This window comes from Pseudomonas sp. H1_D05, assembly GCF_054682705.1.
In genome coordinates, this window is the sequence record NZ_CP162825.1 from 1,596,676 (window position 1) to 1,611,622 (window position 14,947).

Annotated in this window: 16 protein-coding genes and 1 pseudogene; 5 read left to right on the forward strand and 12 right to left on the reverse strand. The window is 60.2% G+C overall.

Going from position 1 to position 14,947, the window contains the following annotated elements; all coding sequences use genetic code 11:
* Nucleotides 1-34: 34 nt before the first annotated feature.
* Nucleotides 35-670, forward strand: a complete 636-nt coding sequence (locus tag AB4O11_RS07325) for an FKBP-type peptidyl-prolyl cis-trans isomerase (protein WP_460130392.1) — start codon at nt 35-37, stop codon at nt 668-670.
* 60 nt (nt 671-730) lie between these two features.
* On the opposite strand, the gene rsd is transcribed toward AB4O11_RS07325, so the two are convergent.
* The 8 genes and pseudogenes from rsd to AB4O11_RS07365 all read right to left on the reverse strand — a co-directional run.
* Nucleotides 731-1,189 (reverse strand): sigma D regulator, encoded by a 459-nt coding sequence (rsd, locus tag AB4O11_RS07330; RefSeq protein ID WP_320336163.1) that lies wholly within the window; start codon nt 1,187-1,189, stop codon nt 731-733.
* A 183-nt stretch (nt 1,190-1,372) separates the two neighbouring features.
* Complete coding sequence (locus AB4O11_RS07335; protein WP_093429726.1) at nt 1,373-1,924, reverse strand: disulfide bond formation protein B; 552 nt, start codon at nt 1,922-1,924, stop codon at nt 1,373-1,375.
* Between the two features lie 218 nt (nt 1,925-2,142).
* Entirely contained in the window at nt 2,143-3,381 is a 1,239-nt protein-coding gene (locus AB4O11_RS07340) for a heme biosynthesis protein HemY (protein WP_095049359.1), read from the reverse strand.
* On the reverse strand, nt 3,378-4,520 hold the full coding sequence (locus AB4O11_RS07345; protein WP_320336161.1) for a uroporphyrinogen-III C-methyltransferase: 1,143 nt from the start codon (nt 4,518-4,520) through the stop codon (nt 3,378-3,380). Before AB4O11_RS07345 ends, AB4O11_RS07340 begins: the two co-directional genes overlap by 4 nt.
* A gap of 16 nt (nt 4,521-4,536) precedes the next feature.
* The gene (locus AB4O11_RS07350; protein ID WP_093429723.1) at nt 4,537-5,298 is read right to left on the reverse strand and encodes a uroporphyrinogen-III synthase; all 762 of its coding nucleotides are present in this window, start codon (nt 5,296-5,298) and stop codon (nt 4,537-4,539) included.
* A complete protein-coding gene (gene hemC / locus AB4O11_RS07355; protein ID WP_093429722.1) occupies nt 5,295-6,236 on the reverse strand; it encodes a hydroxymethylbilane synthase in 942 nt (313 codons plus the stop codon). The genes AB4O11_RS07350 and hemC overlap by 4 nt, the downstream gene beginning before the upstream one ends.
* A 138-nt stretch (nt 6,237-6,374) precedes the next feature.
* Complete coding sequence (locus tag AB4O11_RS07360; RefSeq protein WP_093429721.1) at nt 6,375-7,121, reverse strand: LytR/AlgR family response regulator transcription factor; 747 nt, start codon at nt 7,119-7,121, stop codon at nt 6,375-6,377.
* Nucleotides 7,118-7,258 (reverse strand): annotated as a pseudogene (locus tag AB4O11_RS07365) (sensor histidine kinase); the annotation flags it as partial. The gene AB4O11_RS07360 and the pseudogene AB4O11_RS07365, both read right to left, overlap by 4 nt.
* Before the next feature lie 334 nt (nt 7,259-7,592).
* On the opposite strand from AB4O11_RS07365, the gene argH reads away from it, so the two are divergent.
* Nucleotides 7,593-8,987 (forward strand): argininosuccinate lyase, encoded by a 1,395-nt coding sequence (argH, locus tag AB4O11_RS07370; protein ID WP_095049356.1) that lies wholly within the window; start codon nt 7,593-7,595, stop codon nt 8,985-8,987.
* A gap of 137 nt (nt 8,988-9,124) precedes the next feature.
* On the opposite strand, the gene AB4O11_RS07375 is transcribed toward argH, so the two are convergent.
* Nucleotides 9,125-9,784 carry a glutathione S-transferase family protein gene (locus AB4O11_RS07375; protein ID WP_099757491.1) on the reverse strand — a complete coding sequence of 220 codons (660 nt, stop codon included), beginning with the start codon at nt 9,782-9,784 and terminating at the stop codon, nt 9,125-9,127.
* 124 nt (nt 9,785-9,908) lie between these two features.
* Here AB4O11_RS07375 and AB4O11_RS07380 point away from each other — a divergent pair, with 124 nt between their 5' ends.
* The 3 genes from AB4O11_RS07380 (at nt 9,909) to AB4O11_RS07390 (ending at nt 13,723) form a co-directional block, all read left to right on the forward strand.
* Nucleotides 9,909-10,196, forward strand: a complete 288-nt coding sequence (locus AB4O11_RS07380) for a hypothetical protein (protein ID WP_320336556.1) — start codon at nt 9,909-9,911, stop codon at nt 10,194-10,196.
* Between the two features lie 254 nt (nt 10,197-10,450).
* Nucleotides 10,451-10,696 (forward strand): TIGR02647 family protein, encoded by a 246-nt coding sequence (locus AB4O11_RS07385; protein WP_047596728.1) that lies wholly within the window; start codon nt 10,451-10,453, stop codon nt 10,694-10,696.
* A gap of 183 nt (nt 10,697-10,879) precedes the next feature.
* Nucleotides 10,880-13,723 carry a class I adenylate cyclase gene (locus AB4O11_RS07390; protein WP_460130393.1) on the forward strand — a complete coding sequence of 948 codons (2,844 nt, stop codon included), beginning with the start codon at nt 10,880-10,882 and terminating at the stop codon, nt 13,721-13,723.
* A 7-nt stretch (nt 13,724-13,730) separates the two neighbouring features.
* Here the strand turns inward: AB4O11_RS07390 and rnk are convergent, their stop codons facing one another.
* From rnk to cyaY, 3 genes are all read right to left on the reverse strand, one after another.
* Nucleotides 13,731-14,141 (reverse strand): nucleoside diphosphate kinase regulator, encoded by a 411-nt coding sequence (rnk, locus tag AB4O11_RS07395; protein WP_027610444.1) that lies wholly within the window; start codon nt 14,139-14,141, stop codon nt 13,731-13,733.
* 128 nt (nt 14,142-14,269) lie between these two features.
* A complete protein-coding gene (locus tag AB4O11_RS07400) occupies nt 14,270-14,494 on the reverse strand; it encodes a DUF1289 domain-containing protein (protein WP_460130394.1) in 225 nt (74 codons plus the stop codon).
* 4 nt (nt 14,495-14,498) lie between these two features.
* Complete coding sequence (gene cyaY / locus AB4O11_RS07405; protein WP_077575013.1) at nt 14,499-14,831, reverse strand: iron donor protein CyaY; 333 nt, start codon at nt 14,829-14,831, stop codon at nt 14,499-14,501.
* Between the last annotated feature and the right edge of the window lie 116 nt (nt 14,832-14,947).

Genomic DNA, 14,947 nt, shown 5'->3' on the forward strand with positions numbered 1-14,947 from the left:
TGCCCATGTCGCGCTACTTTTTTTATCCCTCTGCATGGTTTTTTCGGCCGTTCACGCTGACGAAAAAGACACCGCGAACGATGCTCACGATCTGGCCTACAGCCTCGGTGCCAGCCTCGGTGAACGACTGCGTCAGGAAGTCCCGCAACTGCAGATTCAGGCGCTGGTCGATGGCTTGCAGCAAGCCTACCAAGGCAAGCCGCTGGCGCTGAGCGAAGCACGCATCGAGCAGATTCTGGCTGATCATGAAGCGCAAAACGCCGAGCACTCTGCACAGCCTTCAAGTGATGCGGCGATGGAAAACGAGCAACGCTTTCTCATCGCTGAAAAAGCCAAACCGGGTGTTAAGGAACTGGCTGACGGCATCCTGCTCACCGAGCTGACACCGGGCACTGGCGGCAAGGCTGGCCCCGATGGAAAAGTGCAGGTGCTGTATGTCGGACGGCTGCCGGATGGCACCGTGTTCGATCAGAACACTCAGCCACAATGGTTCAACCTCGACAGCGTGATTGCCGGCTGGCGCACCGCGTTGCAGAACATGCCGGTAGGCGCGAAATGGCGCCTGGTGATTCCATCGGATCAGGCCTATGGCGCTGACGGTGCCGGTGACCTGATTGCGCCGTTCACACCGCTGGTGTTTGAAGTGGAATTGCGTGGAGCGACGAGTTGATCGGGCAATAAAAAACGGTGCGCTTTCGGGCGCACCGTTTTTTTTGATCAGGGTTCGGGATCAGGCCTGAACCGGATCTTCTTCCTTGTGTGCTGTGTGCAGCACTTCAATCAGGCAGTCTTCAAGTTCGAAGCGTTCGTGGAGCAGGCCACCTAGCTCTTTGAACTTCTCTGCAACGCATTTACCTTCATCGCACAGGTCGTTGAAGGCTAGAAGCTTCTCGGTGATGACATCGATGCGCGGATAGATCGTCTCGGCGAGTTCAAGACCACGCGTATCACCGAACGCCTTGGCTTCGCCAGTCAGCTGTTCGTAGATTTCGAAGTGCCCAGCCGAGACGTAATCGACCAACACGCCGCAGAACTCCTGCAAGGGCTTGCGGCTCTCGGACAGCGAATCAGGCTCTGCGCCGAGCTTGTCGTAGGCACCGATCAGATCTTCACGCTCTTGCAACCAGCGGTCGATCAGCAGATGAACCCCACCCCAACGTTCCTGAGCATTCTGACAACTTTCGAGCATGGCGATCTCTCTTCCCTTGTGGGTCATGCTGCTCTACACCCGCGCCCCTCTTTTGATTCTGGCTTGGGGGTCGGCCGGGCAGAGCGTCATCGAGCAACATAAATCCAATGACACGTGCGGGCCAGATTATGCCCGCACGCCTATGGCTTCAAGGTACGCAGGAGATAAAGTTCATACAAGTGTTTAATCCCGCAACAGCACCGGGTGCGACGCTTGGCCGCTGAGCGGGCGTTGCAGAGCACTCCATACCAGCCGCAACAATTGATACACCGCCAGAATCGATACCGCGACAAAGAACAGCAGGCTCCACTCCGGGATACTCAGGTCGAACAGCGTCCAGGATATTTCCGCACAATCGGTACCGCCGCTAAACATTGTTTGCAGGGCACAGATCCATGGCAGACCACTGAACAAGGCCTCGGGAGCAGGCGAACAATTGAGCAGGTGCAGCATCGGATCGCTCTGTATCAGTACCTGCCGCCAGGCCGCCGTGGTCCCACCCAGGCTGGCGCCCAGGGTCAACAGCCAATAGAACCACAAACCGACACGTTTGGGACCGTGCACCGCCGCCAGACCACTGACTACGCACAGCAGCGTGAGGAACAGGCGCTGCACCAGACACAGGCTGCACGGCGTCAGGCCGACTGCATATTCAAGATAATAGGAAGCTCCCAGAGCAAAGGCCCCCGCAGTGAAAGCCATGAAGAACAAGGAGCGTGAGCAGGCCAACGACATGGCTTTTCCGTAACAGTAGAGACAGACGGTTACGGTAGAGGAAAGCGTGTCAGCCTTTCAAGGCAAGGCCCTGCCGACAGTTCACCAGAGGTGTAGGGAAAACCCGACAGGATCGAGAGGAATTGGTGTAGACCGCTGTAGGAATTTGCCTCAAGCGCTCAACGAAGTGGAAAATTCAGCCACAAAAGGTAAGCGAGGGAGCGAACTCCCTCGCCACTTCAGACATGGGCCGGAACCGGCAACGGCGCGGCCAGCAGGCGCTCGTCCAGCAGACCAAGGCCTTCCTGGAACAACTGATTGCTGCGCTCGGTATCGCCCAACTGGGCGAGCAGGCGCGCCAGCTCCGCACAGGCCTCGGGATTGCGCTGCACACGCAGACTGCTTTCCAGGTAATCCCGTGCCTTGCCCCACAGACTGGTTTGCAGACACAGTCGGCCGAGGGTCAACAGCAGGCTCGGATCGTTCGGATGCTCCTTCAGCCAGCCTTCGGCGGTTTGCAACTGGCGGGCCGGATCGCTGCCGCGCACCAGCCCGTAGAGACGGGCCAGATGGCTGTCGTACTTGCGTTTGAGGGCAGTGCGCAGCACCTCCTCCGCTTCGACCTGAGCGCCCAACTGCCGCAACTGTTCGGCGTACGCCAACACCAGCGGCGGCTCCTGCCGTTGCGCCGAAGTGAGCTGTTCCCAGGCGCGCGTGAGCGACTGCAAACCCACGCTGCCATCCTCTTCCCGTTGCGCAGCCAGCGAGAGGTTTTCACCCCAGGCTCGGCGCTCGAGTTCGGCCAGTTCGGCGCGCGGCAGGACTTTGTCCTTGCGCAATTCCGGCAGCAAACGAATCACCGCCGACCATTCGCCGCGCTGCTGATACAAGCGCTGCAACTGCCGCAACGTCTGCGCATTGTGTGGATGGCGATCGTGCATCGCTTGCAGCGTCACCAAGGCACCGTCGGTGTCGCCACGGTCAGTCTGCAACTGCGCATGACTCAAAGCGATGGCCAGCTCCGCCTGGGGCTGACGCTCAAGCGCACGCTCCAACAAACGATCGCACTCTTCGTAAAGACCTTGCTCGTTGGCTGCGCGGGCAGCACCGAGGTAGTACAGCAATGGCTGGCGCTCGGCTTCAGCCGCTCGAGACAGGTGACGCTGAGCGCTGGCCCAGCGACCTTCGGCCAGATCCAGTTGACCGTGCTCGATCGCCACCTGCACGCGCCGACTGCGGTTGCGGCGCGACCATGGGTTGACTACGCCACTGGAGGCCATGACCAATTCGACCAGCGCCTTGATCCCCCAGATCAGCAGCCACAACACCGCGATGACCGCCAGCGTCGCCCACAGGCTGGACTCGTAGCGGAAGCTTTTGTAGGCCACCAGCACGTAACCGGAATGCTCGGCAATCGCCAGACCCAGCGCCGCTGTCGCCGCGATCACCAGAAACACGATCACATACAGGCGTTTCATGGCGTGGTCTCCTGCGCGGTGTTGGCGGCAGGCTTGGCGAAGGGTTTCACCGACTCTTCGGCGTTAACGTTGCGCCGTTCAAGGTAGGCTTGCACCGCACTCAGCGTGCCGGCCAGATCCGGCGTGGTGACCGTGACCGGTTCCTTGCTCAACTCACCGACCTGCTCGAGCATCACTTTGCTTTGCGGATTGTCCGGGTTGAAATTGCCCTTGAGCACATCGCGCGCTTCGGCCAGCGCCTGGGTATAGACCGGCGCCTGACCGTTGAGGGCTGCCCACTGCGCCTGCTCAAGCGCAAGGCTCAGGGCCAGACGCACCTGACTCAGGCTCTGCCCGGCCAGCAGCGGCCGCACATTCTTGTCGGCATTGAAATCGATACGGATATAGCGCGAGACCTGGTCCCACCACTGCGCCCAACGACTGGCGCCGTCACCGTCAGCGGTCAGGCCCAGCAGCGATTCGCCACGATCCTTGTACTCCGGCGCAAGCTCGGTGAGGTCGATGACTTGATCACGCAGCGCGCCGAGACGCAGGAACAGACCGGTGCGATCCGGTTGCGAAGTACTGCGCAGCGCCACCAGGGTTTTCGCCACTTGCTCGCGGGCGGCAAAAGAGCCTGGATCGTTTTGCTCACGGAGAATTTCGTCAGCGCCCTGGACCAGCGCCTGAGCGCTGCTGATGTCCTGTAAAGCCGACAAACGCAGGCTGGCCAGGCGCAGCAAATGCTCGGCCTCGGCCAGACGCCAGTCCTTGCGGCTAGCGCCCAGCACCGTTTCCAGACGTTGATTGAGGCGCTGTTGATCACCTTGAAGCTGGGTCACCAGACGCTGGCGCTCGGCAAGTTCGTCGGCATCCGGCAGCTGCGCGAGGCGCTCGGTCAGACGCTGTTCATTGAGCTTCAGGCTCTGCGCCTGATCGTTCAATGCCTGCACTTCACCGGACTGCTGTTGAGTGTTGGTCTGCAGGTGACGAACCTGCCAGACACCCCAGCCGCCGATCGCAACACCGGCAGCACCGAGCAACAAAGCGACGATGGCCAGTCCATTGCCTCGGCGCGGCTCTGTGGCCGGCGGTGGAGTTTCAACCTGGGGTTCAATCACAGGCTGGACGTCATCTTTTGGCAAGGCTGTTTCGCTCACGTATCCATCCTTTGCATTAGAAAACGGGTTCGGGATACTCCCGCAACGCCGTCAGCAAAGCCGCGGCACTCGCGCCGCGGCAATCCACAACTGTTTGAGCCCCGGCGGCACGTGCCAGCTCGGCGACCCTTGGGCTTGGTACAAACAACGGCAACGGCGCGATGGCCGGCCAGGTATCACCGGCCATTTGGCGCAGGTGCTCGAAACCCTGTCCACTGCTGACCACCAGCCCGTTCAAGCGTTCCGCTTCGATCCGCCGTGGCAGCTCATCCAGGGCATAGGCTGGCAGGTCGCGTCGATACAATTCCAGATACTCGACACTAGCACCTAGCTCACGCAAGCGCTCGGCGAGCAGTTCACGCCCACCCTCCCCGCGCAAGATCAACACCTGCGCGCCGGGCTGGCTGACCGCCTCACGCAGACGCGGTAATTGCAGCAAGGCTTCGCTGTCATCGCCGGCGGCCGGGAAGTTCGCGTCCAGACCGTGATCCAGCAAAATCTGCGCAGTCGCCGCGCCGACACTGAACCACGGCATCGTCAGCGCAGATGCACCTTCGAGCAGATCCAGCGCAATACGCGCCGCCGGTTTGCTGACGACAATCACTGCACTGCAACTTGGCAACTGCGTAATCGCCTGACGAATTTTCTCAGAGACTGGCAGCGGGACAATGTCCAGAAGCGGCAAACAGCTACTGAAAACGCCCTGCCCGGCCAACGTCTGCGCCAGCGCCGCACAGTCTTCCGCGGGGCGCGTCAGCAGCAGGCGCCAACCGGTCACTCGTGACCTGCCTCGCCGTAGACCGCTTTGAGAATGTCGTCGGCGCCCTGGCTGAGCAGGTCTTCGGCGACCTTCACACCCAGTGCTTCGGCATCGGCCCGTGGCGCGCGCGCTTGGGCGCTGAGCAGCTTGCCGCCGCTTGGCTCACCGACCAGACCACGCAACCACAATTGCTCGCCTTCGAGCACGGCATAGCAGGCGATCGGCACTTGGCAGCCGCCATTCAAATGTTTGTTGAGGGCACGCTCGGCGGTGACGCGCGACGAGGTGTCGGCGTGATGCAGCGGTGCGAGCAAGGCGTGGATTTCGGTGTCGGCGCTGCGGCATTCGATGCCGACTGCACCTTGGCCACCGGCAGGCAGGCTGTCATCAACACTGATCGCCGAAGTGATGCGATCTTCGAAGCCGAGGCGGATCAGGCCGGCGGCGGCGAGGATGATCGCGTCGTACTCACCGGCATCGAGTTTGGCCAGGCGAGTGTTGACGTTGCCGCGCAGAAAGCGGATCTGCAGATCCGGACGACGGGTGAGCAACTGTGCCTGCCGACGCAGACTCGACGTGCCGACAATGCTGCCGGCAGGCAATGCTTCCAGGCTGGCATACGTATTGGAAACGAAGGCATCACGCGGATCTTCACGCTCGCAGATGCAGAACAGGCCGAGGCCTTCCGGGAAGTCCATCGGCACATCTTTCATCGAGTGGACGGCGATGTCTGCTTGGTTTTCCAGCAGCGCAGTTTCCAGTTCCTTGACGAACAAGCCCTTGCCACCGATTTTCGACAGTGGCGAATCGAGCAGTTTGTCGCCGCGACTGACCATGGGCACCAGCGTCACCAGCAGGCCCGGGTGGGCCGCTTCAAGACGGGCTTTGACGTATTCGGCCTGCCAGAGGGCAAGCGCACTTTTACGGGTGGCGATGCGGATTTCGCGAGAGGACATGGATCAATCCGTACTGAATAGATACGGCGGATAATAACAGCTCAGCCAAATCCACTTTGACTTGAATCAGAGTCGGCGCGGCCTCCCTGGCCCGCAGTGCCTGGTAAAAAGGAGCTGGAGCCGTCCGGAATGACCGGGTTACAGGCCCTGCATCATCTTGCGCACACCGGCCACGTGCCGACGACTGACGATCAGCGCGTCACCATTTAGACCCTTGAGAAACAGCTGGAAATGCCCCAGCGGCGTACGCTGCAGACGTTCGATGCGGTCGCGGGCGACCAGCGCGTTGCGATGGATACGCACAAAGCGCTCGCCGAATTCGTCTTCGAGGGCCTTGAGCGGCTCGTCCAGCAACACTTCACCGGCCTCGTGGCGCAGGGTCACGTACTTGTGGTCGGCGATAAAGTAGACCACCTGATCCAGCGGGATCAGTTCGATGCCTTTGCGGGTTCGGGCGCTGATATGGCTGCGCGGGCCGTTGCCACTTTCGGCAGCGGGACGGGTCAGGGCCGAGAGTTGCGCCCGATTGGGACGTTCAGCCCGTTTCAGGGCGTCATGCAGATGTTCGGTTCGCACGGGTTTCACCACATAGCCCACGGCGCTGGCCTGCAGGGCTTCCACGGCAAATTCATCGGGGCTGGTGCAAAACACCACGGCCGGCGGCGTTTCACGTTCGCACAAACGGGCAGCAACCTGCAGGCCATCGAGACCCGGCATGCGGATATCGAGCAGAACGATATCCGGCTTGTGGCTGTCGATCAGTGCCAACGCCTCTTCGCCATTCGTGGCGCCGGGCTCCAGAACTGTATAACCCTCGAGCTCGCTCACCATTCGGCTGAGGCGCTCGCGAGCCAGTGGTTCGTCATCAACGATCAGGACATTCATATTGCGCTGGATTCCTGCGTGAGTCTCGCACAAGGATAGCGTAGACAGGTGAAGTGACGTCCGTCACCGCGATCCACGCTAAGACTAGCCCGAGCGCCAAAAAGTGCCGTACGTCGGCCAGCAATATTTGCCAGTGTCCGGGTCGTACTGCTCAAAGCCCGCTGTTTCCTGCGTTTCTCACGGGGTTTGCCGAAGGACAAAACACCCACCCCCTCTTCTTATAGTCGCCGGCCAGACCTTTGCGCGATCCAGAGCCGCGTCGACCCTTATGTCCAACTGTAGACGCTCGCCGGGCCGATATTGCTCAATCGAAAAATATCCTTGTGCAAATACCCCGGCACCAGCGGCCACTATGGCTGACGCAATGAGAAAAAAACGTATCGACCAGTGTCAGCGACAGGATTGGCAACCCTGTTATTATCCGCGCCAGCGTTTCACGCCTTCTTTCTTCAAGCCGATACGAGCGAATTCATGAGCACTGACAAGACCAATCAGTCCTGGGGCGGCCGCTTCAGTGAACCCGTCGACGCCTTCGTCGCCCGCTTCACCGCCTCCGTCACTTTCGACCAGCGCCTGTATCGCCACGACATCATGGGCTCGATCGCCCACGCCACCATGCTGGCCAAGGTCGGCGTGCTGACCGATGCCGAGCGCGACAGCATCATCGACGGCCTGAAGACCATTCAGGGCGAAATCGAGGCCGGCCAGTTCGACTGGCGTGTCGACCTCGAAGACGTGCACATGAACATCGAAGCACGCCTGACCGACCGCATCGGCGTTACCGGTAAAAAGCTGCACACCGGGCGTAGCCGTAACGACCAGGTCGCCACCGACATCCGCCTGTGGCTGCGTGACGAAATCGACCTGATCCTCGCCGAGATCACCCGCCTGCAGAAAGGCCTGCTGGAGCAAGCCGAGCGCGAAGCCGCGAGCATCATGCCGGGCTTCACCCACCTGCAGACCGCGCAACCAGTGACCTTCGGGCACCACATGCTGGCCTGGTTCGAAATGCTCAGCCGCGACTACGAGCGTCTGGTCGACTGCCGCAAGCGCACCAACCGCATGCCACTGGGCAGCGCCGCGCTGGCTGGCACCACCTACCCGATCGACCGCGAATACACCGCGCAACTGCTGGGCTTCGACGCCGTTGGCGGCAACTCGCTGGACAACGTCTCCGATCGCGACTTCGCCATCGAATTCTGCTCGGCCGCGAGCATCGCAATGATGCACTTGTCGCGCTTCTCCGAAGAGCTGGTGCTGTGGACCAGCGCGCAGTTCCAGTTCATTGATCTGCCGGACCGCTTCTGCACCGGCAGTTCGATCATGCCGCAAAAGAAAAACCCTGACGTACCGGAGCTGGTACGTGGCAAGACCGGCCGTGTGTTCGGTGCACTGATGGGTCTGCTGACCCTGATGAAAGGCCAGCCGCTGGCCTACAACAAGGACAACCAGGAAGACAAAGAGCCGCTGTTCGACGCCGCCGACACCCTGCGTGATTCGCTGCGAGCCTTTGCCGACATGATCCCGGCGATCAAGCCCAAGCACGCGATCATGCGTGAAGCGGCGCTGCGCGGTTTCTCCACCGCGACCGACCTGGCTGACTACCTGGTACGCCGTGGCCTGCCGTTCCGTGACTGCCATGAAATCGTCGGTCACGCGGTGAAGTACGGCGTCGACACTGGCAAGGATCTGGCCGAGATGAGCCTGGAAGAGCTGCGTCAGTTCAGCGATCAGATCGAGCAGGACGTGTTTGCCGTGCTGACCCTGGAAGGCTCGGTGAATGCTCGTGACCATATCGGCGGCACTGCGCCGGCGCAGGTCAAGGCAGCGGTGGTACGCGGTCAGGCGCTGATCGCTAGCCGCTAAAAGCCAAAAGCCAAAAGCTTCGCGAGCAGGCTCACTCCCACAGGGGATTTTTTTCGGCCACAAATTTTGTGTTCAACAAAAATCCAAATGTGGGAGCGAGCCTGCTCGCGAAGGCTTCCTTCAGAGCGCTATAAAACTCACTTCTTGGCAGCGATCATCGCCAAAAACGCCGGCATCGCAGCTTCCTTGTCTGCCGCGATCTTCTGCACATGCGGATTCTGCTCCAACCTCTCCAGTAGCGCCTTCGCCTGCGGCAACTCCGCCAGCAGATCAATCCCGAACAGCTTCTGCCCGACCGCACAGGCCAGCGGCACGCTGTAGAGGAAATACAAATCGGCAATGCTCAGACTGTCGCCCGCCACGTACGGGTCGAATTTGCCATGTCGGCCCAGCGCGGCGAAACCCAGCTGCAATTCAGTCTTGGTCTTTTCCTTGATCGCCTCCGGCAGGGTCATGCCGAAGAACGCCTCGCCGTAACAGGCGCGTCCCGGCAACTCGATGTACAGCTCGATTTCCTTGGCAATCGCCAATACCTGCGCGCGTTGGAACGGATCGCTCGGCAGCAGCGGCGTGCCTTTCTGGGTCTGTTCGAGGTATTCGAGGATGATCGCGGTTTCGTTGATAAAACCAGCGTCTACACCCAGCACCGGCACTTTGCCGCGCGGGCTGATGGCCAGAGACTCCGCTGTCTGCGTCGGGTAGAACGTGACCTCTTCGAACGGCAGGCCTTTTTCCAGCAGTGCCAGTTTGACCATGTTGTAGTAGTTGCTGACTGAGAATCCGTAGAGCTTGAACATCACATAGCCTCCAGGCCGTGCGGGGTGGGCAGTGCCTGTTTATAGATCGCTCAGGCGTTTCCCGCCAGCAGCATCACGCCACTGAATGCGGGTAAACTGGCGCCTTTCCATGAAGGAGCCTGCCATGAGCGAGCCGACAGACATCGAGATTGAAGACGAAGAAGAGTTCACCGAGAACACATTGATTGAAGCGATCGAAAATCAGATTGAAAACGACAACCCGCCAGCGGCCAAAGCGACCTTCAACAAGCTGACCCTGGTGGGCGTTGAGCGCGAAGAGATCCTCAATCTGATGGCGCATGTGCTGGCCTATGAGATTGACGCGATGCTCGATGAAGACCGCGCATTTGATACTGAATGGTACGAAGCGGCGCTGCGCGCTTTGCCAGAGTTGCCACCCGAAAAGCAGTAAGCCCCGATCCTGTAGGAGTGAGCCTGCTCGCGATAGCGTTCTGTCAGTGAAAAAGATGCTGACAGGCACTCCGCTATCGCGAGCAGGCTCACTCCTACAATGTTTGTAACGTATCCATCCAGCCAACTCCCGCCTCCCGACTACACTGCAATCCGCCTCAAGACAAAATCCCTGATCTGAGCACTGGACATGCCGCAAAAGCGGGTTCACCTTAGGGACGCTGTCGTCCAATTCCTAGAAAGTCTGGAGTCCTTATGTCGCTTACCCCTGAGTTGGTTGCCGAACTGGAAGTCCTCGCACTCTTCAACCTGGACAGTTCCCAGGAAGGTCTGAAAATTCATCAGACCGCTGCCCCGAAACACATCGCCGCTGCCAAACGCCTCTTTGAAAAAGAACTGACCGACCAGCCCGATGGCGGGTATCTGACCAGCCTCGGTCGCGATGCCGCACAAAGTGTGCAAACCGTGCTGACCATTCTGAGAGAGCAGGAAACCGCCTGATTCCCCCTGACTTTGCCCACGGGAACTCCTGCCACGGGATTTCCGCGGGCTTGCCCGGCCACCCGCGATAGAAATCTGACGTCAAAAAACAAATTCAGCTTAAAAGTCCCGCTGCGCAAAGGCTAAACTGCCTCCCATTCCGAGACCCTCTTCGTCCGAGCCTGCGAGCCGGTTTGAGCTGACATGACGCGCACCCACGAAATCCGCCCCGACCTGGACGAAGGCATCGACCGCAAGGTACTCAGCCAGCTGCGCGCGCGTTTTCTCAAACTCAATGAAGGCCGCCTCGGTCGTGCCCTTGAAGGGCTGTCGACACGCCAGCAAAGTGTGTTGACGCTGTTGCCGCTGTTCTTTCATGTTAATCACCCGCTGCTGCCGGGATACGTATCGGGCAGCACGCCGGCCGGCCTGTCGAATTACGAGCCCGACGCCAACGTGCTGACCGACGCACAGCGTCTGACTCGTTCGTTTTCGTACAAACCGCGTCACGGCAGCAATCCGCCGCGACCGATTCACGGCCTGTTCCTGATGGGCAGCCTTGGCACGCTGGCACAGGCCGATCAGAGTGACATGGACGTGTGGGTCTGCCACGCGCCGGACTTGAACGAAAGCGAGCTCGCCGAACTGCGCAAAAAATGCCAGCTGCTGGAAGCCTGGGCCGCGAGTCAGGGCGCCGAAGCGCATTTTTTCCTGATCGACCCGGAGCGCTTCGTCAAAGGCGAACGCGACACCCAGCTCAGCTCGGAAAACTGCGGCAGCACTCAGCACTATCTGCTGCTGGACGAGTTTTACCGCACCGCGATCTGGCTGGCCGGGCGCACACCCATTTGGTGGCTGGTGCCGGTTTACGAAGAAACCGCGTACAACCTTTACACCCACACCCTGCTGTCCAAGCGTTTTATCCGGGCCGACGAGACCCTCGACCTCGGTCATCTGGCGCGGATTCCGCCGGGCGAATTCATCGGTGCCGGATTGTGGCAGTTGTTCAAGGGCATCGAGTCACCCTACAAATCGGTGCTCAAGCTGCTGCTGACCGAGGTCTACGCCAGCGAACACCCGCAGGTGCAATGTCTGAGCCTGCGCTTCAAAAAAGCCGTGTTCGCCAACCAGCTGGATCTGGATGAACTGGACCCGTACATGGTCGTGTACCGGCGTATCGAGGAATACCTCACCGCGCGCAACGAGCCGGAACGGCTGGAGCTGGTTCGTCGCGCGTTGTATCTGAAGGTCAACCGCAAGCTCACCGGCAACAGCCGCACCCAGAGCTGGCAACGCACGTTGCTGGAACGGCTGGCCAGCGAGTGGCATTGGGATCAGCGGCAGCTGACGCTGCTCGACAGCCGCAGTCAGTGGAAAGTCCGCCAGGTCAGCGCCGAACGCCGCGCGCTGGTCAATGAGCTGAACTACAGCTATCGCTTCCTGACCCAGTTCGCCCGCACAGAACAAACCGTCAGCCTGATCAATAAACGCGATCTCAATGTGCTGGGGCGCCGGCTCTACGCGGCCTTCGAACGCAAGGCCGACAAGGTCGAATTCATCAACCCCGGCATCGCCCCGGATCTGGCCGAAGACACCCTGACCCTGGTGCAGTCACGCAATAAAAAGGAACCGGGACAAACCCAGTGGGGCCTGTATAACGGCAGCCTCACGGCACTTGAGTGGGAACATTTTGCGCCAATCAAGCGCAGCCGCGAGTTACTGGAGCTGTTGACCTGGTGCCACCGCAACGGCGTGATCGACAGCAGCACCCGCCTGGCCCTGCATCCCGGCACCAGCGACCTGAGCGAGTTCGAGCTGTTCAACCTGCTCGGCAGCCTGCAACAGTGCATCGCCCTGCCCTTGCCCACCGTCGCGGAAGAACCGTTGCTGCGTGCAGCGGTGCCAAGCGAAGTGCTGATTCTGGTCAACGTCGGCGTCGACCCGCTCAAGCATCACCGCGACCTGAATATCCTGATGACCACCGAGCGCACCGACTCGCTGAGTTACGCCGGGGTGCGCGAAAACCTCGTGCTGACCCTGGATCAGGTCACGCTCAATAGCTGGAACGAAGTACTGGTCAACCGCTTCGACGGCCCGCATGCCCTGCTCGACTGCCTACGCGATTACCTCAACAACCTGCCGCGCGGGCCGTTGCAGCCGTCATTGAAGGTGCGCTGCTTCTGCCACAACCGCGCGCAGTTCATTGCCCGTCGCGTTGAAGAAATCATCGACACCGCGCAGAACCTGTTGCTCAGCGAGTTGAACCATCGCTACCTGATTCAGGTGCAGCAGCATTATCACGTGCTGGAATTGGTGCCGGGTCAGGTCAACCATGTGGCGCTTGCCACCCTGCCGGCCCTGCTCGACTACCTTGGCGAAGAACAGCCGCGCTACAGTCCGCTGCACCTGGATCCCATGGCACTTGAAGATAACGACCTTGCGCTGATCCTGCCGATGGGTCAGCCGGAGTGCATTCAAGTGTTCTATCGGATCACCGAGCAGCAGGCCGAGCTGTACGTGCTGGATGAGTTCAACGCGCTGTGGCAGCAACATTTGCCCTATCACGACGAGCAGAGTCTGTTGGTGCCGTTGCAACGCTTCCTGCAATCGATTCTGTTCCGCCGCGAAGCCGTGCTGCCGATGGACGCCGGTCCCGACGGCCGTCTCGAAACTTTGTATTACCAGTTATTGCCTTCAGGTCCGGGACGTGCGCGCCGGGTCGAAGCGCGGTCGGCACCACAGACGCCAGTGAACAAGCCGTTCTACGACGTACAGGCGATCGTCGGCAAAGCCGCACCGGGCGAAGTGCAGGTCACGCTGTATTGCAATCAACGGGAATTCAGCGAACTGGAACATGGCGACCAGCTGTTCAGCGTGGTCGCCCGGGAGATCGTCGAGCAGCGCCGCGAGAGCGAACGCTATCGCTGCTACATCACCGACCTCGACCTTTCCGGCCTGCTCGGTGACGGGCAGAGTTCAAGCAATCTGTATCTGCGCTACAAGGCTGACCTGGAGCGCGCTCTGAACGAGGCACTCGAACAGGTCTGAGGCGGGCTTACTCGCGGAATTCACCGCCGTTGGCCGGCTGCGATTCGACTTCAAGCAAGGTCAGTTTGAGGGTCTTGCCACCCGGAGCCGGCCAGTCGATGTGCTGACCGACCTTGAGGCCCAGCAGTGCGCTGCCGACTGGCGCCAGAATCGAGATCTTGCCTTCATCGGCGTTGGCGTCCTTCGGATAGACCAGCGTCAGGTGGTAATCCTTGCCACTGCCTTCTTCGCGGCAATGCACACGGGAATTCATCGTCACGACATCGGCGGGCACTTCATCGTGACCGACCACGGTGTCGGCGCGGTCCAGTTCGGTTTGCAGCGCGATCACGCCCGGCAGCGTGTCATCCAGGCTGTCGATCAGGCGCTCCAGACGTTGCACGTCCAGACGGGTAAGGGTGATGGAAGGTGCGGTCATGATCCGGGCAGACTCCTTTCTTCTGCACACAAAAAAAGCAAAACCCCGCCAAAAAAGACGGGGTTTTCACCAGGCCTCGATGGGTTGAGGCGTGTTCGGACACTATCACAGCTCAAAAAATATACAAGTCACGCCCCGCCGCACTGTTTGCGCTGCAACGCCTGCGCGCAAATCACACGTCGCCGGTCATCATCTGCCGAGCGCCATTCGCGAATGTCTTCGACATGGCGGAAGCAGCCGAGGCAGACCTTCTGCTCATCCAATCGGCACACACCGCTGCACGGCGAAGGCACTGCCGGGCTGATGTTGCTGTACAGCGGCTTCGGTGGACGAACGGGAGCGGTGTCAGTCACGGAATCACAGACCTTCGAAGTCGAATTCGGCGCCGGCCTGCTGCTTGACGATGCGCTCGAGCATTTCGCCCAATTGCTCTTCGCTCTTGTCGCACATCCAGCGCTCGCTTTCTTCGTCGTAGTCGAAGTGGAAACCACCGGACACCGCCGCCAGCCACAGCTGACGCAGCGGCTCCTGGCGGCTGAAGATCAGCTGCGAGCCGTTTTCGAACTTGACGGTCAGCACACCGGCCGAACTTTCCAGATCGATGTCCAGGTCGCTCTCGTCAAAGATGTCTTCCAGTTTTTCCTGGGTTTCATCGACCAGATCGTGGAAACGGGCTTCGGACAAACTCATTGCGGCAACCTCAAAAAATGTCTGATCAGGCACAAGCGCCGAAAGATACGGACGCTGCTGGCCGATTGCAAAGATTAACGACCAAGCACCGGTCAGGGCATCGAACACCCAACCCT

Coding starts and splice junctions, on each gene's coding strand:
- AB4O11_RS07380 (WP_320336556.1), top strand. CDS start 9,909: ATGAGCGAGCCGACAGACATCGAGATTGAAGACGAAGAAGAGTTCACC.
- AB4O11_RS07390 (WP_460130393.1), top strand. CDS start 10,880: ATGACGCGCACCCACGAAATCCGCCCCGACCTGGACGAAGGCATCGAC.
- AB4O11_RS07340 (WP_095049359.1), bottom strand. CDS start 3,381: ATGAAACGCCTGTATGTGATCGTGTTTCTGGTGATCGCGGCGACAGCG.
- hemC (WP_093429722.1), bottom strand. CDS start 6,236: ATGTCCTCTCGCGAAATCCGCATCGCCACCCGTAAAAGTGCGCTTGCC.
- argH (WP_095049356.1), top strand. CDS start 7,593: ATGAGCACTGACAAGACCAATCAGTCCTGGGGCGGCCGCTTCAGTGAA.
- rnk (WP_027610444.1), bottom strand. CDS start 14,141: ATGACCGCACCTTCCATCACCCTTACCCGTCTGGACGTGCAACGTCTG.
- AB4O11_RS07335 (WP_093429726.1), bottom strand. CDS start 1,924: ATGTCGTTGGCCTGCTCACGCTCCTTGTTCTTCATGGCTTTCACTGCG.
- AB4O11_RS07325 (WP_460130392.1), top strand. CDS start 35: ATGGTTTTTTCGGCCGTTCACGCTGACGAAAAAGACACCGCGAACGAT.
- cyaY (WP_077575013.1), bottom strand. CDS start 14,831: ATGAGTTTGTCCGAAGCCCGTTTCCACGATCTGGTCGATGAAACCCAG.
- AB4O11_RS07360 (WP_093429721.1), bottom strand. CDS start 7,121: ATGAATGTCCTGATCGTTGATGACGAACCACTGGCTCGCGAGCGCCTC.
- rsd (WP_320336163.1), bottom strand. CDS start 1,189: ATGCTCGAAAGTTGTCAGAATGCTCAGGAACGTTGGGGTGGGGTTCAT.
- AB4O11_RS07375 (WP_099757491.1), bottom strand. CDS start 9,784: ATGTTCAAGCTCTACGGATTCTCAGTCAGCAACTACTACAACATGGTC.
- AB4O11_RS07385 (WP_047596728.1), top strand. CDS start 10,451: ATGTCGCTTACCCCTGAGTTGGTTGCCGAACTGGAAGTCCTCGCACTC.